General features: G+C 29.0%; 22 protein-coding genes. 5 read left to right on the forward strand and 17 right to left on the reverse strand.

Annotated elements, in window-relative coordinates; genetic code table 11:
• Window positions 1-103: 103 nt before the first annotated feature.
• The 4 genes from ARA56_RS02380 to ARA56_RS02395 form a co-directional block, all read right to left on the reverse strand.
• Window positions 104-928, reverse strand: coding sequence for an energy-coupling factor transporter transmembrane component T family protein (locus ARA56_RS02380; protein ID WP_055263575.1), 825 nt, complete (start codon window positions 926-928; stop codon window positions 104-106).
• Window positions 925-2,631, reverse strand: a complete 1,707-nt coding sequence (locus ARA56_RS02385) for an ABC transporter ATP-binding protein (RefSeq protein WP_055263577.1) — start codon at window positions 2,629-2,631, stop codon at window positions 925-927. Before ARA56_RS02385 ends, ARA56_RS02380 begins: the two co-directional genes overlap by 4 nt.
• Before the next feature lie 155 nt (window positions 2,632-2,786).
• Window positions 2,787-3,350, reverse strand: coding sequence for an ECF-type riboflavin transporter substrate-binding protein (locus tag ARA56_RS02390; protein WP_055263579.1), 564 nt, complete (start codon window positions 3,348-3,350; stop codon window positions 2,787-2,789).
• 51 nt (window positions 3,351-3,401) lie between these two features.
• Complete coding sequence (locus tag ARA56_RS02395) at window positions 3,402-4,259, reverse strand: SAM hydrolase/SAM-dependent halogenase family protein (RefSeq protein ID WP_055263581.1); 858 nt, start codon at window positions 4,257-4,259, stop codon at window positions 3,402-3,404.
• A gap of 249 nt (window positions 4,260-4,508) precedes the next feature.
• On the opposite strand from ARA56_RS02395, the gene ARA56_RS02400 reads away from it, so the two are divergent.
• On the forward strand, window positions 4,509-5,129 hold the full coding sequence (locus tag ARA56_RS02400) for a DNA-3-methyladenine glycosylase (protein WP_055263583.1): 621 nt from the start codon (window positions 4,509-4,511) through the stop codon (window positions 5,127-5,129).
• 209 nt (window positions 5,130-5,338) lie between these two features.
• On the opposite strand, the gene ARA56_RS02405 is transcribed toward ARA56_RS02400, so the two are convergent.
• Window positions 5,339-5,794: a methylated-DNA--[protein]-cysteine S-methyltransferase gene (locus tag ARA56_RS02405; RefSeq protein ID WP_055263585.1), complete on the reverse strand. Its 456-nt coding sequence runs from the start codon at window positions 5,792-5,794 to the stop codon at window positions 5,339-5,341.
• Between the two features lie 185 nt (window positions 5,795-5,979).
• Here ARA56_RS02405 and ARA56_RS02410 point away from each other — a divergent pair, with 185 nt between their 5' ends.
• Window positions 5,980-6,453 (forward strand): cupin domain-containing protein, encoded by a 474-nt coding sequence (locus tag ARA56_RS02410; protein ID WP_084758935.1) that lies wholly within the window; start codon window positions 5,980-5,982, stop codon window positions 6,451-6,453.
• Window positions 6,454-6,555: 102 nt separating this feature from the next.
• Here the strand turns inward: ARA56_RS02410 and ARA56_RS02415 are convergent, their stop codons facing one another.
• From ARA56_RS02415 to ARA56_RS02440, 6 genes are all read right to left on the reverse strand, one after another.
• A complete protein-coding gene (locus ARA56_RS02415; protein WP_055263587.1) occupies window positions 6,556-7,443 on the reverse strand; it encodes a polysaccharide deacetylase family protein in 888 nt (295 codons plus the stop codon).
• Between the two features lie 315 nt (window positions 7,444-7,758).
• On the reverse strand, window positions 7,759-8,931 hold the full coding sequence (locus ARA56_RS02420; RefSeq protein ID WP_084758936.1) for a galactokinase: 1,173 nt from the start codon (window positions 8,929-8,931) through the stop codon (window positions 7,759-7,761).
• Between the two features lie 161 nt (window positions 8,932-9,092).
• Entirely contained in the window at window positions 9,093-10,616 is a 1,524-nt protein-coding gene (galT, locus tag ARA56_RS02425; protein ID WP_055263589.1) for a UDP-glucose--hexose-1-phosphate uridylyltransferase, read from the reverse strand.
• Window positions 10,617-10,649: 33 nt separating this feature from the next.
• Entirely contained in the window at window positions 10,650-11,870 is a 1,221-nt protein-coding gene (locus ARA56_RS02430; protein ID WP_055263591.1) for an ROK family transcriptional regulator, read from the reverse strand.
• Between the two features lie 346 nt (window positions 11,871-12,216).
• Entirely contained in the window at window positions 12,217-12,723 is a 507-nt protein-coding gene (locus ARA56_RS02435; RefSeq protein ID WP_055263593.1) for a DedA family protein, read from the reverse strand.
• A gap of 102 nt (window positions 12,724-12,825) precedes the next feature.
• Window positions 12,826-14,553 (reverse strand): glycoside hydrolase family 13 protein, encoded by a 1,728-nt coding sequence (locus ARA56_RS02440; RefSeq protein WP_055263595.1) that lies wholly within the window; start codon window positions 14,551-14,553, stop codon window positions 12,826-12,828.
• A 115-nt stretch (window positions 14,554-14,668) separates the two neighbouring features.
• Between ARA56_RS02440 and ARA56_RS02445 the strand changes: the two genes are divergently transcribed.
• A complete protein-coding gene (locus ARA56_RS02445; RefSeq protein WP_055263597.1) occupies window positions 14,669-15,340 on the forward strand; it encodes a helix-turn-helix transcriptional regulator in 672 nt (223 codons plus the stop codon).
• A 231-nt stretch (window positions 15,341-15,571) separates the two neighbouring features.
• Here the strand turns inward: ARA56_RS02445 and ARA56_RS02450 are convergent, their stop codons facing one another.
• From ARA56_RS02450 to ARA56_RS02470, 5 genes are all read right to left on the reverse strand, one after another.
• Entirely contained in the window at window positions 15,572-17,011 is a 1,440-nt protein-coding gene (locus tag ARA56_RS02450; RefSeq protein ID WP_055263599.1) for a DEAD/DEAH box helicase, read from the reverse strand.
• A 322-nt stretch (window positions 17,012-17,333) separates the two neighbouring features.
• Window positions 17,334-18,116 carry a zf-HC2 domain-containing protein gene (locus ARA56_RS02455; protein ID WP_055263601.1) on the reverse strand — a complete coding sequence of 261 codons (783 nt, stop codon included), beginning with the start codon at window positions 18,114-18,116 and terminating at the stop codon, window positions 17,334-17,336.
• A gap of 5 nt (window positions 18,117-18,121) precedes the next feature.
• Complete coding sequence (locus tag ARA56_RS02460; protein WP_055263603.1) at window positions 18,122-18,601, reverse strand: RNA polymerase sigma factor; 480 nt, start codon at window positions 18,599-18,601, stop codon at window positions 18,122-18,124.
• A gap of 193 nt (window positions 18,602-18,794) precedes the next feature.
• On the reverse strand, window positions 18,795-19,457 hold the full coding sequence (locus tag ARA56_RS02465) for a nitrite/sulfite reductase domain-containing protein (RefSeq protein WP_084758937.1): 663 nt from the start codon (window positions 19,455-19,457) through the stop codon (window positions 18,795-18,797).
• Between the two features lie 110 nt (window positions 19,458-19,567).
• A complete protein-coding gene (locus tag ARA56_RS02470; RefSeq protein WP_172675731.1) occupies window positions 19,568-21,253 on the reverse strand; it encodes a Mur ligase family protein in 1,686 nt (561 codons plus the stop codon).
• A 168-nt stretch (window positions 21,254-21,421) separates the two neighbouring features.
• Between ARA56_RS02470 and ARA56_RS02475 the strand changes: the two genes are divergently transcribed.
• Together ARA56_RS02475 and ARA56_RS02480 are read left to right on the forward strand one after the other, a co-directional pair.
• Complete coding sequence (locus ARA56_RS02475) at window positions 21,422-23,395, forward strand: sensor histidine kinase (RefSeq protein ID WP_055263609.1); 1,974 nt, start codon at window positions 21,422-21,424, stop codon at window positions 23,393-23,395.
• Window positions 23,396-23,414: 19 nt separating this feature from the next.
• Window positions 23,415-24,098: a L,D-transpeptidase family protein gene (locus ARA56_RS02480; RefSeq protein WP_055263611.1), complete on the forward strand. Its 684-nt coding sequence runs from the start codon at window positions 23,415-23,417 to the stop codon at window positions 24,096-24,098.
• 28 nt (window positions 24,099-24,126) lie between these two features.
• Here the strand turns inward: ARA56_RS02480 and ARA56_RS02485 are convergent, their stop codons facing one another.
• Window positions 24,127-25,785, reverse strand: a complete 1,659-nt coding sequence (locus tag ARA56_RS02485) for a ribonuclease J (protein WP_055263613.1) — start codon at window positions 25,783-25,785, stop codon at window positions 24,127-24,129.
• Between the last annotated feature and the right edge of the window lie 40 nt (window positions 25,786-25,825).

Raw genomic sequence — 25,825 nt, forward strand, 5'->3', positions numbered from 1 at the left:
AAGTTTTTCATATTATTACTATGCGCAAAAAAGGAAGTTCAAATTCGAACTTCCTTTTCTTTATCGGCAAATATCAAATTTTTTTTGATACAGCCCCATCTTTCTAAAATGGGTTAAAGAATCTTCCGCCATTTAACTTAGTTGCTACTAAAGCTGCTATAAATACACATACTACAATTGCTATAGCTATATAATCTCTCTTTTCAAAAGGTCTACCACTATACCAAGTACGCTTTTTATTATTTCCAAAAGCTCTAAGCTCCATAGCAGAACTTATACTTTCTATTCTCTCTAAGCTTGAGAATATAAGCGGCATAATTATAGCTGCAGAATTTTTTACACGACTAGTTAATCCAGCCTTTTTAGACATATCTATTCCTCTAGCTTGTTGAGCAAAAGATATATCATGATAATCTCTTTGAATATCTGGTATATATCTTAATGCTATTGCAACAGAATAAGATATTTTGTAACTTACTCCAATACGATTTAATGATGCTGCAAATTCACTTGGATTTGTAGTAACCATAAATAGTAGCGCCATTGGTATTATAGAGAAATATTTTAAAGTTACATTAAATTGATAAAACAATTGTTGAGTTGTTACTGTATATGGTCCAAACAGATGGAAAAGGTCCGTTCTTGTTTTATATATTTCAACTCCCTCGTAAGGTGAGAAGAAAAATATAGCAATATTATTTATAAGTAAAAATACTAAAATAAAATATAATACGAAAGAAATATCTTTAAATTTCACTTTAGATACTTTAAACATAATAATACTAAATATAAACATTGCCCCTAGTATACGTGTATCATAAGTAACCATAGATGCTAAAGCCCAAAATACTAATGCAATAAGCTTAGTTGCTCCTGTTAGCTTATGAATAGGGGATTTTAAATCTTGGTATTCTAACATAGCACTCATTTTGCTCTAACACTCCTGTCATAGTCAATAAATCTTTTAACAAATTCTCTTGGATTATCTAAATTAGCTTTTACAGCTAATTCATAAACTGATGTCTCTTTAAGATTTGCAGCCTCTATTACCTTACTATCTGTAAGAATATTTGCAGCTGTATCATCTGCTATCTTTAATCCATCAGCTAAAGCAATAGCTCTATTTGTATATTCTAACATTAGGTGCATATCATGAGTTATCATAATTATAGTTACACCTTTATTATTTATCTCTTTTAAGAATTCCATTATTTCTGTATAATGCTTAAAGTCTTGCCCTGCTGTTGGCTCATCTAAAATAATAACCTCTGGATTAAGTACTAAAATAGATGCTATAGTAACACGTTTCTTTTGCCCATAACTAAGAGCTGATATTGGCCAATTACGGAATTCATATAATCCACATACCTTTAACGTTTCATATACTCTTGTTTTAATCTCTGCCTCACTAACGCCTCTAACCTTAAGTCCTAGAGCTACCTCATCAAAAATCATAGTCTTAGATATCATTTGGTTTGGATTTTGCATAACTATACCAATTTTTTCAGCACGTTCTTTTATAGTTTCATTTTTAATATCTTTTCCGTTAAATAATATCTTACCTGAAGTTGGTTTGTAGAAGCCACATATAAGCTTTGAAATAGTTGATTTTCCTGCACCATTTTTACCAACTATACTTACCATTTCACCCTTATTAACTTTGAATGATAATCCATGTAAAATCTCTTTCTTTTCATTATAACCAAACTTTACATCTTGTAGTTCTAAAATAGGTTCATCACATGTTACTGCAACTTCTTCTTTAACATCATCTACCCATGCTTTTAATTTTTCTTCATAAGTATCAAGTTTCACAGTATCTATATGTTCTGGTTCTACTTCAGGAGTTATTTCACATCCTGCATATTTTAAGGCAGTTATATATAGAGGCTCCCTTATTCCCGTTTCTTCTAATATATTAGTAGATAATAATTCATTTGGGGTTATATCAGCTTTTATAACTCCTCTATCTACCACTATAATTCTATCAACATTTGAATGTAGAACATCTTCTAAACGATGCTCTATAATAAGTATTGTCTTATTAGTCTTTTCTTTTATTTGCTCTATAAGCTCAATAGCCGTTTTTCCTGTGGCTGGATCTAAGCTTGCTAAAGGCTCATCAAATAGTAGTATATCTACATTGTCAACCATAACACCAGCTAATGTAACACGTTGCTTTTGTCCTCCTGATAATCTATGAGGTGCTGACTCTAGATGGCTTTCTATTCCTACTATTTTTGATACTATATCAACAGTTTCCTTCATCTTATCTTGAGGAACACAATCATTTTCTAGTTTGAATGCAATATCTTCACCTACTGTTAAACCTATAAATTGACTATCTGGATCTTGAAGTACAGTACCAACAACATTAGAAAGTTCAGCAATACTCATATTTTTAGTTTCTTGCCCATTTATTTTAAGACTTCCAGTTATCTTACCTTCATATGAAAAAGGTACAAGTCCATTTATACAGTTTGATAATGTACTTTTCCCTGATCCTGATGGACCAACTATAAGTACTTTCTCACCTTCATATATAGTTAAATTTATATTGTTTAATGTCGGCTTTGCTTGAGCTCTGTATTGAAAGGAAAAATCTTTGAACTCAATTACAGGTCTTTTCATATAAATCTCCCTCTTTACCTTTTGTTCGTCTATTTTATTAATACTTAAAAATAATACTATATTTTTTTGCGTATGTATATCGCGAAGTTTTTCCATAACCTACCTAAAAAATACCGGAGACATTACCCCGGTATTATAAACTTTAAGTATTTATACTAAGCTATATCATCTTCTCTATCTAAGCTTCCCTTTTTAACTCTGCTCTTTGCATAAGAGTAAAGTAATATACTTCCTAGTACAGCTACTGTAATCATATTTAAGAAACCAGCTACAGCTCCTTGTACATATACTTTATTTGCTGGCTCAGCATATATTAGTATATCTAATGATGGTGCTACTACAAACCATGCAATTACATTAGCTACAACTTGATATATATTGAATAGTATAATTTGTTTTTTACCGAATTCACCTTCATTAATATTTAATCTCTTAGCTGCAAATCCAATAACTAATCCAACTATTGCAGTAGCAATTATCCAGCTGAACCATGGTGAACCATATGCAGTCAAATCAGTTAACGTATGCCCTATAAATCCTATTGATACACCAGCTATTGGTCCAAATATTACTGCCATTAAAGCTAAAAATCCATAAGCTGTATTAAATGTAGTATTTGGTATTGGTGTTGGAATCGCTGCAAAACGTGCTAATATCATGAAAACTGCTGATCCGATACCTATAGCAACTATTGTTTTTATGCTTAAGTTATTTTTCATCTACTTTTCTCCTCTTATTTTTATTACTAGTTTTAAAATATTATAGTAATATTATTCGTAAATTATTCTTGGAGCCTTTCTTATAGATATTCTCCAATTTGTACCTGTTTGTATATTGTATGCCTTAGAGAATGATCCTTGATTTATAGCTACGGCTAAACAATCTAATGAGTTAACATAAACTAAAGTTTCTCCTACGTGAACCTCAGCAAAAGATGTTGCAAACACCATTATGTTTCTGTAAACTTCTCTTGTATCATTTTTAATAGATACTTCTACTCTATCACCATAATTGATTCCGCTACCCATAAATAATTCTCTGCTAATGTTTGTCCAAAGACTTCCGAATCTAACATCTAGAACGTCTATTGTTCCTGTAACACAATCTCCGTCCTTAGCAGCCGCTACTGTTGGTAATTCAACTATTTCATCAACATTTATCTTAGGCCCTACACCTTCAAAGTCTATTACACCAGCAGCTAATCTAGCACCAGTATAAGCATAAACATCTCTTCCATGGAATGTGTAAGATGCTCCTGAGTTTGGTAATCTATTTATATTTTCATCTATTTCTCTTGCTTCAACAATTCCACACATACGTTTAACATGTGTTAATGTTCCATTATCTGGAGTAACTATATAGTGTCCTGTAACAGTCTTTGCTACTATACTCTTTCTATCAGTTCCTACACCTGGATCAACAACTGATGCAAAAACTGTACCTTTAGCCCAATATGTAACTGTTTGAATTAATCTATAAGAAGCTTCCCAAATATTATACTGTGGAATATCATGAGTCAAATCAAATATTCTTAACTCAGAATCAACTCCGTGAGCAACTCCATACATAGCGCTAACTGCACCATCTGCTAAACCAAAATCTGTTTGAAATACTAAAGCATTTTTCATGTCTTTTCCTCCGTCGTGTCAATTTTACATTGCAAGTATATTACACGAATATTACTTTAGTCAACCATTATTTCATTCGCTTTTGTATTTTTGTATTATTTTGTTGAAATTTGTTTTTAGACATACCTTTCAAGTATACTTTTATTATGTAGTTATAGTCAAGTATAATTATATACATAATATTAATATGATAGATAAAATCTTATAGGAGGTTAATAAGACGAGTAATAATCTTGCCTTATATAAATTATGGAAATTTTAGATAAATCTTTTTATAGTATAGATGCATTAACTCTTTCTAAAAAATTACTTGGAAAGGTTCTTGTAAATGAAGTTAACGGAAAAATATTTAAAGGAATAATAGTAGAAACAGAAGCTTATATAGGTGCTATAGATAAAGCATCTCATGCTTATGGCGGTAGAAGAACCGAAAGAACTGAAACGTTATACGGCGAGCCAGGAATAGTTTATGTATATTCAATATATGGAATGTATTTCTGCTTTAATGTAATATGTGGTGAGAAAGACGTTGCAGAGGGAGTTCTCATTAGAGGTTTAGAACCTTTAGAAGGTTTAGATGAAATGTCTCTTAATCGCTTCAATAAGCATTACGAAGAGCTTACAAAGGCTCAAATAAAAAATCTCACCAACGGTCCATCAAAGCTATGCATAGCCATGAATATAAATAAAAGCAATAACACTAAAGAACTTATTAAAGAAAACTCTCTTTACATAGAAGATTATAATATTGAAGTTTTGCCTTCAAACATTGTAGAAACCACTAGAATAGGAATTGACTATGCTGAAGAAGCAGTTCATTTCCCTTGGAGATTTTATATTAAAGATAATCCTTATGTATCAAAGAAATAAAGTGCGAAGCACTTTGGGCAAAAGTTTGACTTCGTCAAAGTCCAAAACGTCACTTTGTGACGGCCAAAAGATTTACAATAACCAAGAGTAATAACTTAGAGTTAAAAAAGCTTTTGGACGTTTACGAAGTAAATCCTTTGGACTGCCATAGGCACTTTTGGACTCGACGCAGTCGACTTTTGGACTACGCACTTAGTACGCACTTTATTTCAACCATTCTTTTCCTCTAGCTTTAAAAGGTATTCCTTTTTATCTATTCCTCCAGCATATCCTACCATCTTTCCATTTGATCCAACAACTCTATGACAAGGAATAATAATAGCTATGGGATTCTTATTATTAGCTCCTCCAACTGCTCGAACTGCTTTAGGATTATTAATCTTTTCAGCTATAGATTTATAAGTTACTTTTTCTCCATAAGATATATTAGATAAAGCTTTCCATACACTTATCTGAAATTCTGTACCTTTTATAAATTTTATATTTAAATCAAATTCTTTTCTTTTACCTTCAAAGTATTCTTGAAGTTGATTTTTGCATTTAATAACTGCTTCATTTTCGTCCCATTCCGAACTTTCCATTGAAAACGATACTCCTATGATACTTTCTCCTTCTGCTTCAATTTTTATTTTTCCTATTGGTGATTCATAATACCCATAGTTCATATCTAAACTCACTTTCCTTTTTTTCAACAACTACCTCAAATATTTTTAGGTAGATATAGTCATTCATATTTTTATACCTATACAATAAATTTGTTAAAGACTATTATACTATTAAATGTTAAAATTTAAATAAATTCTTTATTTAATAATTATAGTTTTATTATAAATCTTTTGGAGGTAAAATCGTGAAAACAGCTGAATATTACATAGAAAAGCTAGAAATGCTACCACATGTTGAAGGTGGTTATTTCAAAGAATCATTTTTATCAGAAAGCTTATATAATACTGATAAAAAACTTTGGAGTAGTATTTATTTCTTATTAAGAACTGGTGAAGTATCTCATTTTCATAGGCTGAAATCTGATGAACTATGGTATTATCATGCTGGTGAATCTTTAACAATATATATGATTACACCAGAAGGTAATCTTATTACAAAACAACTTGGGCTTAATATCGAAAATGGAGAATCTCCTCAAGTACTTGTTCCTAAAGGATGCATATTTGGTTCTGCAATGAACAATGATGGTTTTTCATTAGTAGGTTGTATGGTATCACCAGCTTTTGAATATAAAGACTTTGAGCTTTTTAACCGTGATGAATTATTAAGCCTATATCCAGAACATCAATCTATTATAAATAAATTAACACGCCCATAATTATTTCATCAGCCTAAATTTTATCAAAAAGGAACAAGCTAAACATTTATTTAACTTGTTCCATCTTTATTTTTGATATTTTTATCATCTAGCTTTATTAAGTTATTTTAACGTTCTAAACTCATATCCTAACTCTTTCAAATAAGGTATGGCTTCATTTAAAAAAGCTGCTTCATTTATATTTTTATCTGTATCATGCATAAGCACTACTATAGTATCATTGTTTTTATCCATCTTCTTAACATATTTTTTTAAGTTATTCATCATTTGATCTTTACTTAAAACCGCAGAATGTGCATCTCCATTTACTATATTCCAATCAATAAATGCGTAATCCTTTTCTACTAATACTTTATCTATAGCACTAGTTCTCCAAGAATTATGCCCACCCGGAAACCTTATTACTCTAGTATTAAACTCTTCACCTAAAACACTTCTCATGCTTTCTAAAGATTTATCCATATCATTCATAAAAGCATTAACGTTAACATAGCTATTTGGGTATAACACTTCATATTTATGACAATATCCATGATTACCTACGGCATGACCTTCTTCAACCATTCTTATTAAAGCCATTCTAGAATCTTCACTTTTTTCTAGCATTGATCCTAAAATAAAAAATGTAGCTTTCACATCATGTTCTTTAAGAACATCTAAAACCTCTGAAGTCACTTTAGTAGATGGCCCATCATCAAAAGTCAAATACGCTATTTTTCTACCTTCAGTAGATTGAAAATTCCATTTAACTAATGCATTTTCAACAATCTTAGCATCATCTGCATTCGGATCCTCTGATAATGATAAATAATTTAATTCTTTTCTTTTAGCCTCTTCTATTTCATCAAAGCTTGCTGCAACCTCTCTTTCTTGCATTTCAGCTATTTCATCTTCAGTTTTGTATATTTTTATTCCAACTATCATAAATACACTTACTGTACAGACGGCTATAATATAACATATTATAAAAGCAATTTTTCCTTTGTGCATCTTTAAGCCTCCTAACACTTACTACTTCAAAATTATTATAACCATCAATATAAAATATATTATTTTATAATAAAGAAATAATATGTTAAGAGATACTTTAAATAAATTGTGCACTAAGTGCGTAGTCCAAAAGTCGACTGCGTCGAGTCCAAAAGTTCCTACGGCAGTCCAAAGGATTTACTTCGTAAATGTCCAAAAGCTTTTTTAACTCTAAGTTATTACTCTTGGTTATTGTAAATCTTTTGGCCGTCACAAAGTGACCTTTTGGACTTTGACGAAGTCAAACTTTTGCCCAAAGTGCTTCGCACTTTATTTTTATAGTCTATGAGTTCCTTCACCTAATTTACTTGTATAGAATAGTGGTCTTATTCCTGTTACTTTTTCATAGTTTTCTGTTACTTTTTCTTTGAATTCATCTACTTTAGCTTCATCTACTAAAGCTATTGCACATCCTCCAAAACCTGCTCCTGTCATTCTAGCTCCTATACATCCTTCAATTTTAAGAGCCTCATGAACTAGAGTATCTAAGTGTAATCCAGTAACTTCATAATCATTCTCTAAAGATATATGAGATTGAGTCATCAATTCTCCAAAACCTTTAATATCTCCAGCCTTTAATGCTTCCATTGACTTTTTAACTCTTTCATTTTCAGTCACTACGTGAATAGCTCTTCTCTTTACAACATCATCTTTTATAAATGAGTTAATATCCTCAACTGTTGCTGAACAAAGATTTGCTACTTTTTCTTCTTTATTTGAATTTATTATTTCTAAAGCTTTCTCACATTCGCCTCTTCTTTCATTATATTTAGAATCCGCAAGCTCTCTTCTTTTATTAGTATTCATAATTACTAAACTATAGTTTCCAAGCTTTAATGGAGCATATTCATAGTAAAGTGAATTACAATCTAAAAGAATTGCATTATCTTTTTTTCCTAAGCAAACTGCAAATTGGTCCATTATACCGCAATTAACTCCAATAAATTGATTTTCAACCTTTTGACAAAGTCTTGAAACTTCAACTCTATCTATTTCTTCACACTTTTCAGGATTTTCTAAGTAAAGTATTATATAAGCCATTAAAACTTCAAGTGCTGCTGATGAAGAAAGTCCTGCACCATCTGGAAGATTGCTATAGAATAAAATATCCATTCCTTTTACTTTATGTCCTCTATCTTTAAGTTCTTTAATAACTCCCTTTGGATAATTTCCCCAATCATCTTGTCTATCGTAAACTAATTCTTTATCTAAATTTATTACAACTTCACCTTCAACATTTTTTGATCTCATTCTTATTATGTTATCTTCTCTTAAAGTTAAAGCTCCATATATACCTACTGTTAAAGCAGCTGGAAAAACAAATCCTCCATTATAATCAATATGCTCTCCTATTAAATTAACTCTTCCTGGTGAAAGAAAAGTATAAATCTCCTGATTACTATTGCCATACTCTTCTCTAAATAAATCCATCATCTCATTTTTATTCATTTTAACCCTCTCCTTAATAAACTATTTTTTATAAGTGAAAATCCAAATCTCCGATTTGGCAATTTGAAGTTAAGTAAAAATCTAAATTTTAATTTATCCATTTGAACTTACATCGTAAGTGTACTCCTACGAATGTATATGAGTAGTGAGTTTCCTTATAACTATATAACTGATGTTATAAATTTTTCTAACGCTGCTTGTCCTTTTTTATTTCTCTTAAATACTCCAGAATCTTCTAAAACTTTAGAGAATATTATTCCTACTTCCTCTTTTACAAAATTTCTTGCATCTTCTAAATTCATATCACTATTTTTGTTCAGCATTTCTTCAATCCAATCAATATGCTTATTTAAATCATTATCCTCTAATGCAACTTCTCTATCATAAGAAACTTCTCCTGATATAATTTCAGCTATCTTTTCTAATTCTTTTTCTAATCTTCCCGGAAGAACAGCTAGTCCCATGACTTCTATTAGTCCAATATTTTCTTTTTTAATATGATGTAGCTCTTTATGTGGATGGAATATTCCATCTGGATGTTCTTCTGAAGTTCTATTATTTCTTAAAACAATATCCAGTTCAAAAGCTCCATTATTTCTTCTAGCTATTGGAGTTACAGTATTGTGTGGTGTTTCTCCTGTAAATGCTAATATATCATTTGCTTCATCAGAATATACTTTCCATGCTTCAAATATCTCCATAGCAACATCTACTAAAGCTTTCTTATCTTCTGATTTTAATCTTATAACAGTCATTGGCCATTTCACTGTACCAATTTCAACATTTTTAAACTTATCACTTTCATAATACTTTTCAATCTTAGCCTTTTCCATTGGGAATACATGTCTACCACCTTGGTAATGGTCATGCGTCAATATTGAACCTCCAACTATTGGTAAGTCTGCATTTGATCCTATAAAATAATGAGGAAATTTATCTGTAAATTCTACTAATCTCTCTAACGCATCCCTTCCTAACTTCATTGGACTATGTTCACCTTTAAATACTATGCAATGTTCATTGTAATATACATAAGGTGAGTATTGTAAAAACCAATCCTTACCTTGTAGTTCAAAAGGAATTACTCTATGATTTTGTCTTCCTGGATGATTTAATCTTCCTGCATATCCAACATTATCTATACATAAAAGACATTTCGGATATGAAGATTGTTTTACAAGTTTAGCCTTAGCTATTTCCTTTGGATCTTTTTCAGGCTTTGAAAGGTTAACCGTTATTTCTAAATCACCATATTCTGTTTCTGATAACCAATATAAATTCTTAGCAATTCTTTCTGTCATTATATAATTTGATGATTTACTTAAATCATAAAACCAATTTGTCGCCTCTTCTAATCCTTTGCGATCGGCTATTTTATTAAACTTGTTTACTACTTCACCTTCACGTGGCATTAAAAGCCCCATAATCCTTGAATCAAAAAGATCTCTATATGTTACAGTATCTTCTTCAATTAAATTATTTTCTGCTGCATAATCTAAAATATTTTTCAATATTTTAACAGGTGTATCTTCTACTACTTCTTCTACTATACCTTCATACGGTGATTCGACCTTTAATAAATCTAATAATGCATTTCTTGAAGGTATAACATCCCACTTTGAAATCATTTCTTTTTTTAATGCAAATTTTAATAATCTCTCTATTTCATATCCTACGTTGACCATCTTTCCTGCCCCCTATATAAATTTATTAATTAATTACATAAATTCTCTACCTTTAAAAACTTCTTGTATTACTAATGTTGCTGCACCTATTACCGCTGCATTTTCACCTAAATCTGATTTTACTATCTTTACATTTTCGCTTGGAATTTTTAAGCCTCTCTTTTTAACTACCTCACTTAAAGTTTCAATCATAATTTTCTCTTGCTCAAAAATATCTCCTACCACAACTATAAGCTTCGGATTAAGTATATTAACCAATCCTGATATACCAACACCTATATACCTTGCTGCTTCTTTTAAAACAGAAATTGCTAATTCATCTCCTTTTGATGCAGCTATCGATATATCTTTTATATTTATTTTTTCAATATCTTTAACATCATCAACTAAAGAACTCTTAACACCTTGCTTTATACTTCTAATAACCTTTCTTTCAACACTTATATTTGATGCAACAGATTCTAGGCAGCCATAGTTTCCACATTTACATAAGGATCCATCTTGTTCTACTACCATATGACCAATTTCACCTGCACTATAATCAACACCATAATAAGGTTTGTTATCAATTATTATTCCTGCACCTATCCCATTAGAGATGTTAATTTCAACAAAATTATCTATGCTTTTAGCAGCTCCAAATAAACTTTCGCCTAATGCTATAGCCCTTACATCATTATCCACAAATACAGGACATTTAAATTTCTCTTCAAGAATTAATTTTATATTTACATTTTCCCACTTATAATAAGGAGCATATTGCGATATTCCTAACATTGGATTTACTACTCCATGCATAGCTACTCCTATGCCGACAACTTTATCTCTATTTACTTCCGATATTTCTATAACTTCATTAATTAAATTAATTAAGTGTGTAAATACAAATTCTTTATTTGTATTGTTTTCATCTATATATATTGATTTCTTAGCTAGTATCTCTGCTCCTAAATCAGTTAATACAACGTCTATACTTCCCACACCTATACTTACACCTATTATATATCTTGCTTTAATATTAATCTCTAAAATTATTGGTGGTCTTCCTCCATTGGACTCCCCTATTCCTCTTTCTATTAGATAATCACTTTCAATTAATATCTTTGTAATATTAGTTACACTAGCTGGTGTAAGTCCTGTTAATTTAGCAATATCAGCTCTAGATAAACTTCCATTATTCTTTATAACTTTTAGTATAGCTTCAACATTAAGTTTTTTCATTAATTCAAAGCTTCCTTTAACAACTTTATTCATTCAATCACTTCTTTATTAATTATATTAATTAAGTATACAAAACTTTCTGTAATTGTTTACTCTTGATTTAATTTTATCATATTTTCCAAAAAAGTAAATATACTTCTATTATATACAGTATATTTTATTTGTTGGAGAAATGGTGAGATTATTCTTCCACTAAAAATACTTACTATTTTACTCATTCTTCTCCTTCTCATTTTTCTATTGTAGATAAAAATATATTTCATTTCCTCCATCATTTAAATATAAGTATAATAATAGTAAGTATTTTACAATTAATTACAAAAAGTGTGCTACTAAATAAAAGTAGCACACTTTTGTAATTTTATTTAGTTTTTAAAAACTATAAGTTAATTATAGCCTTACTTGCTAAATATCCGCTCATTATAGTAACTGCATTCCATATTGCAATGCCTGGTACTGAATATAAAATAAAACTCACTATTCCATCTCTCAAAATTCCTGAAGTTAATGATACAAGAGTCCTTGCTACTGGAAGTAATCTACAAATAAATAAACCCTTATTTCCAAACTTTTCACAGTACATAGTAACTTTATCTACAGATTTTCTTGTTTTAGGAAATTTTGAATATATCCAATGTAATACCGGATTTCCTATAAAGTATCCTACATAGTACAAACATACACTTCCTACTGCTCCAGCTATAACAGATATAATTAAAACAAATAGAAAATTATATTTGCTCTGTGCCACTAAAGCTCCTATAGCAGGCATTATTATTCCAGCTGGAAGTCCTGGTAAATTTAAATACTCTAAATATACAATTATAAATAAAAACCATAATCCGTATGTTTCAAAATAAACTATTGCTTCATTTATACTACTCATAATTCTAGCACCATCTTATCTTTATAAATATAAATTTTTTACTATAGCTACATTATAGTATAATTATTACACAATATTAATAGAATTACTCTTAATTTTTTCTTAAAACTTTATTATCATAAAATCTAATGGTTCTATTTTTATATCTTCTGAAAAATCTATATTTCTCTCTGTTATTAAGTCAATCCCTATCTTTTTACACTGATATTTAATACACTGCTCCTCTTCTGAATTATTAAATATAACCATAATCTTATCATCATAATATTCTCTTATAAATCCAATTACTTCATCTTTACAATAAATCACTTCAAAACTTCCATGAACCAAAGATTTATTTTCTTTTCTTATTTTTATTAATAGCTTATATAAATTCAATATTTCTTTATTTTGCTTTTCCTCATCCCAAATCATACATTTTCTGTTATCAGGATCATCTCCACCAGTTATTCCAACTTCATCTCCATAATATATATATGGAACCCCTACATAAGTAAACTGCATAGCAATAGCAAGTCTAACTTTATTCACATTATTATCACATTCATTTATTATTCTCTTTGTATCATGACTCCCTACTAAATTCCACATTTGCTTTGTAATACTATTCATATAAAGAATTCTGTTAGCAGCTAATATATCTAAGTACTCTAAAGCAGAGATACTATGCTTACCAAAAAAATCTATAGTAGCATTTTTAAAAGGATAATTCATTATTGAATCTAGTTGATCACCTTTCAAGAAAGCATTTGCTTCATGCATTATTTCTCCAACTATTATTGCATCTCTTTTAACACCTTTTACAGCTTTTCTAAAGTCTCTCCAAAAATCATGAGATACTTCATCACAAACATCAAGTCTCCAACCATCTATACCAATTTCCTTTACCCAATACTTAGCAACATTTAATAAATATTCTCTAACTTCTTTATTATTAGTATTTAATTTTGGCATATTACTACAACCATTTGCAAAGGTGTAATAATTACATTCCTCTACTCCTACCGGGAAACTATCTATGAAATACCAATCCTTATACTTAGATTTTTCTTGTTTTTCTAATAAATCCTCAAAAGCAAAAAAATCATTACCAGAATGATTAAAAACAGCATCAAAAACTATCCTCATATTATTTTCATGACATTTATTAACTAATTCTTTTACATCTTCTAATGTTCCAAATGTAGGATCTACCTCAAAATAATCAGTCGTATTATATTTATGATTAGTACTTGACTTAAATATAGGAGTTAAATATATTAAATCTACGCCTAATTCCTTAAGATAATCAAGCTTTTCAATTATTCCTCGTATATCTCCTCCATACATTGAATGTCTTCCAACCTTCCCTCTTCCCCATTCTTTAACACAATCCGGATTAATATCAGGATTACCGTTAAAAAACCTATCTGGGAAAATCTGATATACTATAGATTCTTGTAGCCATTTCTCTTCTTCATACAAATCATCTTCTGATATATACGGAAATTGAAATGCTGCTACATTTATATTTGCATAATCTACATCAACTAAGCCTCTTTCAGTATATATAAGTACATTATTAGCTTTGTCCATTAATTCAAAATAGTATCTGTACCTATTTCTATATATAGATAATTCCACCTCATAGTAAGTAAATAATTCAGTTTCAGCTACTATTTTCATCTTCTTTCTCTTATATTCATTCTCCCAATCATACCTACATCTATATAAAACTGAACATTCCTTTATATCATCTCTAGCAACTCTTAATCTCAATACTAGAGTATCTCTATCTTTACCATATGCATATGGTACATCTAAAACATGATATACTGCATGTTTATTCATAAAAATCACCTCATAAATATTTCTTTTAATTCATCATATATTAATATATATTGCAAACGATTGTACATTTTAAATATAATATATATATAATTAATACAATTTATGGGAGGATATTATGTACGAAAGCTTCATATCTGATATAAGTATATTTAGTAATGATTTTGATTCATTTATAGATACTAGAAATAGACCTGCTATACTTTATAACATAAGTCAAAAGCATATCGGTGAACTTAGGGATGCTGTACCTTGTGACTTAAAAAGGGATGATTTACTTATTTGGAATGCTGTATTTGCAAGAGAAATAATAAGACGTGGTGTTGCAAAAAAATATCTTCATCCTGTTTATAATAAATATTATGAAAAGATTATAAAAACTTCTGAATTATCTAAACTTCAAGATATTGAGCTAGATATGGCCAACACATATTTAGAACTATTAATAAGTGATGTTGAAGTTAAAGATAACTTTATAGTAAATAAAATACTACAGTATCTTCATATGAATATTGAAAGCCACGTTTCACTAGAAGATATTGCTACTCATCTTAACATAACTCCTCAATATGCCGTATCATGTTTTAAAAAGCATATGGGAATTTCATTAATGAAATATTCAAAAAAAATAAGAGTAGATAGAGCTAAAGTATTGCTTATGACAACAACAAAAAGTATTCTAGATATATCATTAGTTTTAGGCTTCTATGACCAAAGTCACTTTACTAAAACTTTTAAATCCTTTGAAGGAGTTTCTCCTTCAGAATTTAGAAATACACACTATAAATAAAGTATGAATCACTTTGATGAAAAGTTTGACTTCGTCAAAATAGAAAAAGCCACTGACATGACAGAGAAAATATTGCCTTTAGCACTAGTGAAAAGTATCTATATTAGTACCTTTCACGTTAACTTAATCTAAATTTTCTCCCCTACGCTAGTAGCATTTTCACTGCGACAAAGTCAACTTTTCATCTGTAAACTTTTTTCGTACTTTTTCTTTATTTTTAGGCAATACTAATTATTTTCTCGCTCTTTCAATCTTAAGCTTTTTGCCTTTTATTGTTCCATTTCTAAGGCCATCTATAACCTTATTACCTTTTCCATTTAATATATCTACATAAGATACTGTATCTTGAACATCTATTATTCCTATATCCTCTGCTGTTATACCTTCAATCCTTGAAATAGCTCCAACTATATCTCCTGGTCTTATCTTCTTCTTCTTACCACCATTAAGATATATCTTAGTAATATCTTTGCTTACAGCTTTGGCTTTTTGTTTCTTAACTGTTGGATTTGACTTTAATATTTTTACTCCTTCCATTTCCTTTGCTTTTACCTCATCTTCACTTGGTAAATCTTTTAAAGGAATTTCAAATCCTATATATTCTTGAATTAGATTTAATAGTCTATCTTCATATTGATTTACTAAACTCAATGCCTTTCCTTTTGCTCCGGCTCTTCCTGTTCTACCTATACGATGTACATATGCTTCCTTTTCCACTGGTAAGTCATAATTTATAACATGAGTTATTCCTTCAACATCAATTCCTCTAGCGGCAACATCTGTAGCAATAAGAATTCTAAAATTTCCTTTTTTAAATCTATCCATCTGATCCATTCTTTCTTTTTGTAGCATACCACCATGGATTTTACCTATAGAATATCTTTTTCTACCTAGAGCTTCGAAGACCTTATCAACATTTTCTTTTGTTTTACAGAATATAACTGCAGTTTTAGGTGCTTCACTTATTAAAAGCTTATTTAATTCTTCCATCTTATATTGTTCATTAACTCTATAAAGTTCATGATTAATATTATCTGTTATTAACTTTTGAGCTTTAATTTCTATACTTATAGGATTATTCATATATTCATTACATAAGTTTAGAATCTCTTCTGATATAGTTGCTGATAAAAGAATACTTTGTCTATTTTTATTTAATCCTCTAAGTATCTCTCTAACTTGATCAATAAATCCCATATTAAGCATTTCATCAGCTTCATCTATTATTAAATATTTAATATTTGATGTATTTAAAGAACCTCTATCGATGTGATCCATTACTCTACCTGGAGTTCCTACTACAATATGAGTCCTTTGCTTTAATTCTCTTGCTTGATCCGAAAAAGGTTGTTTACCAAATACAGCAACAGGTCGTATTCTCTTAAATCTACCTATGCTCATTATTTCTTCTTTAACTTGTATAGCAAGTTCTCTTGTTGGAGTTAAAACTAAGGCTTGAGGTTTTTGTTCATCCCAATTCAACTTTTCACATAAAGGTATACCAAAAGCTGCAGTCTTACCACTTCCTGTCTGTGATTTAACTATTACATCTTTACCTTGCAATATTTCTGGTATAACCCTCTGTTGAACATCTGATGGTTTATTATATCCTAAAGCATCTAAAGCTTTTAGTATTTCATTGCTTATTTTATAATCATTAAATTTATTCAATAGTTTCCCTCATTTCTTGTTTTAAGTTAAAAGTAAATAGTTAGATTAGAAGTAAAGTCTTATCCAAGATAACTTTGAACAACTATAATTTTAGAAACCTCACAGCAGTTTCATACTTAACTTTTCATTTTCAATTCTTAACTTTAAACTAAATTCTTTTGCACTTTATTAATATTATCTTCTATCTTCTATTGTGTAAACATATTTATTATTCTTTCCAAAAGAAAAGACTCTATTTCATCTCTCTGAAATAAAGTCTTAAAGCTAATAAAATCGTTTTGACTATTAAATTTTCTCTAAAAAATATTTAAAATACAAGTTTTTAATTAGGGTATTTAGGCAACTTCATTCCCTCTTCCCATATTAAAAGTTTATCATCATCATTTCTTCCGATATAATAAATTTTACTATCAGAATTAACTATATCAATATTGCCTTTTTCAGTTGTTTTATTTTCAGCATAATTAATTATTTCCTCTGCAGTTATATTATCATTTGCCCTTATGAAGCTGCCTACGTCAATTAGCTTTTTATTTTCTATATCTATTACAAAGCCTGCTCCTAAATTCAATTCTTTTTCTTCTTCTGATAGTTTAGATAATTTTTTCCCAATTACAGGCCTTAAAAAATGTATTTCCGTACCAACATAGCCCTTATCTATTTTTCCAGGCCCGAAGGTCATAGCACTGATTAGATATTCACTTTTACTTCTAAGATTAAAATAAACATAATTATCATTCAATTGATAAAGCTCTGTAACTTCTACATTTTCACTTGGTTCATTATAATTACATATATTAACTAAATTATCGTATAATAAATAACTTCCACCTAAAACTAAACATGCAAAAATTACTCCTAAAAATAAATTTCTTAATCTAACCTTTTTCATGTAATACTTTAATTCTTTTGCTTCATAAATATTTTTCTTTTGCAAACTTTCGTCTTCCGTGCCATTCACACTTAATAACTCATATGCTTCTTTACAACTTTCACATGTTTCAAAATGCCTCTTCATTGCTTCATTAGTATATTCACTAGTCAATCCTTCAATATAATTTGGCAATAAATCTTTTACAATTTCACAATTCAAATCTTCTCTCATTAACTCTATACCTCCAATAATTTTGGCTTTGCACGATAAAATGAAACTCTGGCCCAGTTTTCACTTTTATTAAATATGTCACCAATCTCCCTAAAACTTAACTCACCACTTATCCTTAGAAAAATAATTTCCTTACTTTGCGAATCAAGCAAATGAATCTTTTTAAACAATTCCATCTTATCCTCATTTTTAAGTAAATCTAACTCTAAATTTTGGTATCCTACAATTTCAAATGATATATCTTCGTAAGAATCACAATTATATTTTTTATTTTTTTCCAAACGCTTGTACCAAGAATACTTTGCAATTTGACATAACCACACCGATACTTTACATTCACCTTTAAAATTTTTAATAGTTTTCGAGGCTTGATAAAATGTTTCTTGTGTTAAGTCTTCTGCTATATTTACATCATTAGTCAAACATATTAAATATTTATGAACTGTCTTTGCATAGTTAAGGTACAGTTCCTCCATCTGTTTCATTTACTCACCTCCATTACATATGTACGTATTTTTTTACTTTCGTTACAAACTTTATATAAACTTTTTTAATTTCTTTTACCTTTAAATATAATTTTACTTACTGTTATTATAATATAACCTTTAACAAAACAAAAAATATCACTAGAAAAGTTCAAACTTTCAGTGATATTTTCATTTTCTTATTTAATTATTATTAGCTTATGCCTAACTTAGCTTTAAATTCATCTAATCCCACTCTATCTATATAATCTCCTAATCTCTCTTTTCCTAATGCATTATCTCCATATACATTTATTATTTTCTCCACAACTCCAAATATATCATCATTAGATACATTAATTAATATTCTATCTCCAAGTCGTGGTTTAATGCCACCTTTTCCTCCAACTAATACCATCCATCCTTTAGCTGTTCCAATTAGACCAATATCTCTAGTATGACTATCAGAACAACTATTAACACAGCCACTAACACCTATTTTAAGTTTATTAGGTAGATTTCTACCATGATAAGCTCCATCAAGCTTTGCCCCTATCGCTACTGAATCCTGCATTCCTTTTTTACAAAATGTAGTTCCTGGACATATTTTAACGCTTCTTACACACAACCCTATAGCAGCTCCTGGTTTCATACCCAAGTCATTCCAAGCTTTATCTATATCTTCTTCCTTAATTCCTACTATTGCAATTCTTTGCGCTCCTGTTACTTTTAATGCTGCTGCATTATATTTTTCTGCAACATCAGCAATCTTTCTTAATTGTTCTGGTGTTACTAATCCTCCTGTTAAATGAGGCGCTATTGCATAGCTTTCCTTATCTCTCTGAATAACAGCACCTTTATCTAGTAAATCCTTCATAAGTGGTATAACCTCCATAAAAATTAAATTCATCATAAAACATAAAAATAGTTTTTGTATTTTACGCGGATTTAATACTTAGTTTACTTATTATGAAGTACCATATGCTATTAATGCATCAAATCTAAATCTTCACCTATTTTATTTAATCCTCTTTCTACTCTAAATTTATTTATAACTGGAAATGTTAAATATAAAAACTGACTAAATGACACTATAACATCCCCAACATTAGCATTCCTTAAAGCATATAAAATAGCCTCTTCCTCTTCTAATATTACTTTAATATTTTCGCTATTATATTTATTATTTAAAGCTCCTTCTTTTAATAGTTCAGCAGTTTCTCCTTTTTTTCTTCCTCTCAAATCCGGTTGTTCTTTAATTATTATTTTATCGCAAAACTCAGCTGCTATCTCTCCTAGCTCCTTAATATAAATATCTTCTCTATCACCAGCAGCGGTTATTACACCAATTATTCTATTATTTTTTATACTCCTTGCAATAGAAAAAACCTCTTTAAATGCTTCGCTATTATGTCCATAATCAATTATCATTTTAAAATCATTAAAATCTAAAATATTTTGTCTTCCTAAATTATTATAAATATCACACTCTATTTTTTTTACTATATCAATAATGCTATTCATATTTTTACATATATGTTCAGTAGCTATCATTGCTACCATAACATTTCTTATATTACTTTTAGAAATACCATTAAACGCAAATGGTATTTCTTTTATAGAAATTACTTTTTCCTCAATTCCTCCCCTATTTTTAACTATATAATCTTCTTTGACATAGTAAGCTATATTTCCTCTTTTAGTATGGTCCTTTATTAATTTATCTTCAAAATAATTAAATAAAATCACATTATTCCTATCTTTAAATCGCTCTACTAATGTTGGTATAGCTTTAATAATTAATATTCCATCCTTATCTAATTCTTCTGTTATAACTGATTTTATATTTATTAAATCATCTACAGACTTTATATTCTCCATTCCTATATGGTCTTCACTTAATGAAGTTATTATAGCAACTTTAGAGTTCTTATATCCTAATCCTTTTTTTAAAATGCCACCTCTTGCAGTTTCAAGAACAGCAACATTAACATCCTTATTTTTCAACACTTCTCTAGCGCTATAAAATCCTGTTGTATCACCATACTTTATCAATTTATTTCCTATATATATTCCTCCAGTTGAAGCCAACCCACTCCTATATCCTAAATCAAGTAATATCTTATGGATTAACCTCACCGTTGTAGTCTTCCCATTAGTTCCTGTAACTGATATTATTGGTATTTCTCCAACATTTCCATCGATATAATTAAAGATTTTAGAATAATCTTCATCATATTTGCTTATATAATCATTTCTATCTATTTTAAAAGAATTTTCCCCATACCCTAAAATAACTTCATTTTCATTTATTCTAGTATAAGGAATATTCTTACTAATAGCTATCTCTTTTAACTTTTTACTCCACTCATTATCACTATTACTTTCTAATTCATTTAATATCGTTTCTTCACTAGAGTTACTCATTAAAGATTTAATTATATTATTAGATAAATAAATATTATTACTACTTATTAAAACTTCTATAATATCATTTTTTTCAACTATATCAATATAACTATTTAGTTTTAGCTTTTCACCAATATTCATATAGTTATAAACAACTTTTAAAAGTTCACCTCTATAACACTCACCATCCCCCTTCAAATAGATAAGATTATCTTTACTATATAAATTTGTACCTTCTAAAAACCTTAATTTTATATTACTCATAATAATCACTCTATCCCTCATTTGTATTTTTTCTTCATATAATTTTCCAAATTAACATAATATTTATACCAAATATTGTAGATTATTTATTCTTTTTTATTTATCCTTTAAGAATTTATTTTACTATATATACAAATACTAAATATTAGTATTATCGGAGGTTTCATTATGTCATATATAAAGTCACTAACTAAGTTGTTCTCACTAATATTTATAGCCTTTATTTTTATAGGATACAAAAATAATACCTGTGCATTTAATACTGAAAAAGCTTTTAATGTTTTAATTTTAAATTCATATAATGCTAATAATCAATGGGAGTCACTAGTTTACAATGGATTAAAAAAGAAACTATCTACTACCTCTAATATAAATTTAACCCTAGAATTTCTAGATAGCAAAACGCTATTTACTAATGAATATAAAAGTAGTTTCATGGAACTTTTAAATACGAAGTATAAAGATTACCCTATAGATGCAATTTTAACTATAGATGATGAAGCTTTATCTTTTCTTAGAGAAAATTTATTTATAGAAAGTTCTATTTTCTATAAAAAACCAACCATATTTATAGGTTCAAATAATCTAATTACACTTTCTACTGAAGAAAAACAATATATGTCTGGTGTTATAGATAGAGAGGATAACCTTCGCTTTTTAAATTTACTTATCACTTTAGAAAAAGATTTAACAGATGTAATTGTTTTATTAGATAATTCAACTTTTTCTAACGTAGTAAAGGAAAACATAATCAATATGCAACCTTTAGCTAGTAAGTCTCTAAATATTACATTTATTGTTGAGGAGTACTTAGATAATATTATTCCTGAACTTTCAAAAAGCGATCCTAAATCTTCTGCTTTAGTAATAGTTGGAGAATATAAAGATAAAGTTACTAATGCATATTTAGATTTAAATGATACTATACAAATAATAAAAAATAATACCAATACACCTATTTATACCAAAGTTCAACCTTATATTACTGCTGGTGCAATAGGTGGAATAGTTGATCCAAGTGATAATTATGGAGCTATAGCTGGTGACTTATTACTTAAAATACTTTCTGGAACTTCTATTAGCGAAATACCTTTACTTTATAACAGCTTAGACTTAACAATTTTCAACTATGACTCACTTAATTATTATCATATAAATCCACTGCTATTGCCTAAAGAAAGTATAGTTTTAAATAAGGGTATTTTTGATTTTTTATTGCCTCCATACTTAAAAATATTATTGTGGATTTTTATAATATCTTTCTTTATTTTTTTAATTTACATAGTAATATTTTCTATAAATCAAAAAAAATCTATAGCAATAAATGATGCTGTTTATAAAAAGGCTCTCGAAACAGAAAAACTAAAGTCAATTTTTATTACTACAATATCTCATGAGTTTAGAACCCCTATAAATATAATTCTATCTACCGCTCATCTACTTTCAATTAAAGCAAATGAGTCTTCATTAGATAAGGATTATTTCTTAAATAAGCTAAATTATATAACCCAAAACGGTAATAGATTATTAAAACTTGTAAATAACATTATCGATGTTACTAGATTAGAATCAGGCTTTATCACTGCTAACTTTTCCTATAAAAATATAGTTCAAGTAATAGAAGATACTGTTATGTCAACAGTTGATTTAGCTAAAACATTTAATATAGAAATTATATTCGATACAGAAAAAGAGGAAATAAATACTTATATTGATACGAATAAGATAGAACGTTGTATATTAAATCTATTATCAAATAGTATAAAATTCACACCTGATGGAGGTAGAATATATGTAAGTATAAATGTAAATAATAATGAAGTAATTATTAAGGTACATGATACCGGTACTGGTATACCAGAAGATAAACTTAAAAATATTTTTAATAGATTTTATCAAGCCGATTCTTCTTTACATCTAAATACAGAAGGAAGTGGGCTAGGTTTATACATAGTAAAAGGGTTAATAGAACTTCATAAAGGCACTATATCTGTAGAAAGCCAATATGGTGAAGGCACTACATTTACAATAGCATTACCTATAATATTAACAGTTAAAGATGATGCTAAAGCTAATTATTCTGCTGATGACTTATCTAACCTTGTTAGGATTGAGTTGTCTGATATTATTGAAAAATATTAACTGAATGGCAGGTGATAATATGAAAAATAGATTTATTACAATAATTGTACTAATTGTTTTAATCTTAAATATCTCTCAAATCTCTATGGCATCAACTTCAGCTTGTACAGATGGTAATAAATATATAATTTTAATAGATTTGTATGCTCGAACTTTAACTTTAGTAGACAAAAAAACACAAGAAGAAGTTAAAGTATATCCCATAGCAATTGGAAAAAAATCTACTCCATCACCAATAGGTACATGGCAAATTAAAAGTAAAGCCTTAATGAAAGGCCCTTTTGGTGGATATTGGCTAGGATTAAATGCACCATGGGATACTTTTGGAATTCATGGAACAAGTAACCCTAGTAGTATAGGAAGCATGGCTTCTAATGGCTGTATTCGTATGTATAATCATAATATAAAAGAACTTTTTAATTTAGTTGATTACGATACATCTGTTGTTATTTCTGGTGGTCCTAATTGGAGATTCTCTCCTTACGATCGTGATATAACTCCAAACTGTAAGGGAGCTGACGTATATCATGTACAAAGAATTCTAAACGCACTGGGATATTATGATCATCCTGCTGACGGTATTTACGGTTATTCTTTAGAGTTAGCTGTACAGAAATATAAATCTGATCATAACCTACAACCTATAGATAGTTATATAGATAATAATTTCTTAAAAAGTATAGGTTGTGAACGATTTGAATAAAATTTTAAGGAGCTAAAATTAGCTCCTTTTATGTTTCCATTATTATTGGAATTATAGTTGGTTTTCTCTTTGTTTTTTCATAAATATAATTTTCAACTGCTTTTTTAACTGAAGATTTTAACAAATACCATTCCACTATTCCTTTTTCTAAACATTTGTCTAATTCTTCTGAAGCAATATCCTTTACTTCATTTATTAGTTCTTCCGATTCTTTAACATAAACAAAACCTCTAGTTATTATATCTGGTCCTGAAAGAATACTTAAAGTATTCCTTTCTATAACAACTACTATTGTAAGCATTCCATCTTGGGCTAAATGCCTTCTGTCTCTAAGAACTATATTTCCAACATCTCCAATACCTAATCCATCTACAAATATTGATCCAGCTTTTACTTTACCTTCCTTCTTACATTCATCTTTTGATATCTCTAGTATTTCCCCTGTATCTAAAGTAAATATATTTTCTTTTGGTGTTCCTAATTTTTCTGCTAAATCAGCATGATGTTTCAAATGTCTAAATTCCCCATGAACAGGTAGAAAATACTTAGGCTTAACTAAAGTATGAATTAACTTTAACTCTTCTTGGTACGCATGCCCAGATACATGTACATCTTCTAAATCTTCGTATATAACATTGGCACCTCTTTTAAATAATTGGTTAATTACCTTTGATATAAGATTATCATTACCTGGAATAGGTGATGCTGAAATTATAAATGTATCATTTGGTTCTATAGCTATTTTTCTATGATTTGAAAATGCTATCCTCGCTAGAGATGCCATAGGCTCTCCTTGACTTCCTGTGGTTAAGATTGTTACTTTTTCATTTGGATAACTAGATATATCATCTACGTCAATTATATCTGTATCAGGCACATGAAGATATCCAAGTTCTCTAGCTACCTTAGATACATTCTCCATACTTCTTCCATTAAAAACAATTTTTCTTCCATAAATCATAGATGCATCTACTACTTGTTGCATTCTATGAATATTAGATGCAAATGTAGCAACTATAACACGCCCCTTTGCTGTAGAAAAAATTCTTTTTAACGTCTGTCCTATAGTACTCTCTGATAAAGAATGACCTGTTCTTTCTACATTTGTACTATCTGCCATAAGAAGTAAAACCCCTTCTCTTCCTATTGTTGATATACGTTGTAAATCCATAAGCTTTCCATCTATAGGAGTATAATCTATTTTAAAATCTCCTGTATGTAATATTGTTCCTAGTGGTGTATAAACAGCTAAACTACAAGAATCAGCTATACTATGTGTAGCTCTTATAAATTCTACTTTAAAACACCCAAGCTCTATTATATCTCCCATTTCTACACTCTCTGTTTTTGTCTCATTTAACAATTTATGTTCTTCAAGCTTAGTCTTTACTAATCCTATAGTTAATTTTGTTCCATAAATAGGCATTTGTAACTGTTTTAAAATATAAGGTATTGCACCAATATGGTCTTCATGACCATGGGTTAAAACAAGCCCCTTTACTTTATCTTTATTATTTATAAGATATGATATATCTGGGATAATTAGGTCTACACCATACATCTCTTCATCAGGAAATGCTAATCCACAATCTATAACAATAATATCATCATTATACTCTATAGCAGTTATATTCTTTCCTATCTCACCCATACCACCCAGTGGTAGAATTCTTAATTTTTCTTTCATCAAACTACCTCCATATAAAAACTCATTATTTATATTTTGT

It is taken from the genome of Clostridium disporicum, assembly GCF_001405015.1.
Taxonomy (GTDB): domain Bacteria; phylum Bacillota; class Clostridia; order Clostridiales; family Clostridiaceae; genus Clostridium; species Clostridium disporicum_B.

Bases quoted from the DNA above. Each gene is read 5' to 3' on its own strand.
- ARA56_RS02475 (WP_055263609.1), top strand. From the start codon at position 21,422: ATGTCATATATAAAGTCACTAACTAAGTTGTTCTCACTAATATTTATA.
- ARA56_RS02380 (WP_055263575.1), bottom strand. From the start codon at position 928: ATGAGTGCTATGTTAGAATACCAAGATTTAAAATCCCCTATTCATAAG.
- ARA56_RS02435 (WP_055263593.1), bottom strand. From the start codon at position 12,723: ATGAGTAGTATAAATGAAGCAATAGTTTATTTTGAAACATACGGATTA.
- ARA56_RS02415 (WP_055263587.1), bottom strand. From the start codon at position 7,443: ATGCACAAAGGAAAAATTGCTTTTATAATATGTTATATTATAGCCGTC.
- ARA56_RS02440 (WP_055263595.1), bottom strand. From the start codon at position 14,553: ATGAATAAACATGCAGTATATCATGTTTTAGATGTACCATATGCATAT.
- ARA56_RS02430 (WP_055263591.1), bottom strand. From the start codon at position 11,870: ATGAATAAAGTTGTTAAAGGAAGCTTTGAATTAATGAAAAAACTTAAT.
- ARA56_RS02485 (WP_055263613.1), bottom strand. From the start codon at position 25,785: ATGAAAGAAAAATTAAGAATTCTACCACTGGGTGGTATGGGTGAGATA.
- ARA56_RS02460 (WP_055263603.1), bottom strand. From the start codon at position 18,601: ATGAAACAGATGGAGGAACTGTACCTTAACTATGCAAAGACAGTTCAT.
- ARA56_RS02455 (WP_055263601.1), bottom strand. From the start codon at position 18,116: ATGAGAGAAGATTTGAATTGTGAAATTGTAAAAGATTTATTGCCAAAT.
- ARA56_RS02480 (WP_055263611.1), top strand. From the start codon at position 23,415: ATGAAAAATAGATTTATTACAATAATTGTACTAATTGTTTTAATCTTA.
- ARA56_RS02385 (WP_055263577.1), bottom strand. From the start codon at position 2,631: ATGAAAAGACCTGTAATTGAGTTCAAAGATTTTTCCTTTCAATACAGA.
- ARA56_RS02445 (WP_055263597.1), top strand. From the start codon at position 14,669: ATGTACGAAAGCTTCATATCTGATATAAGTATATTTAGTAATGATTTT.
- ARA56_RS02465 (WP_084758937.1), bottom strand. From the start codon at position 19,457: ATGAAGGATTTACTAGATAAAGGTGCTGTTATTCAGAGAGATAAGGAA.
- galT (WP_055263589.1), bottom strand. From the start codon at position 10,616: ATGGTCAACGTAGGATATGAAATAGAGAGATTATTAAAATTTGCATTA.
- ARA56_RS02390 (WP_055263579.1), bottom strand. From the start codon at position 3,350: ATGAAAAATAACTTAAGCATAAAAACAATAGTTGCTATAGGTATCGGA.
- ARA56_RS02400 (WP_055263583.1), top strand. From the start codon at position 4,509: ATGGAAATTTTAGATAAATCTTTTTATAGTATAGATGCATTAACTCTT.
- ARA56_RS02470 (WP_172675731.1), bottom strand. From the start codon at position 21,253: ATGAGTAATATAAAATTAAGGTTTTTAGAAGGTACAAATTTATATAGT.
- ARA56_RS02420 (WP_084758936.1), bottom strand. From the start codon at position 8,931: ATGAATAAAAATGAGATGATGGATTTATTTAGAGAAGAGTATGGCAAT.
- ARA56_RS02405 (WP_055263585.1), bottom strand. From the start codon at position 5,794: ATGAACTATGGGTATTATGAATCACCAATAGGAAAAATAAAAATTGAA.
- ARA56_RS02395 (WP_055263581.1), bottom strand. From the start codon at position 4,259: ATGAAAAATGCTTTAGTATTTCAAACAGATTTTGGTTTAGCAGATGGT.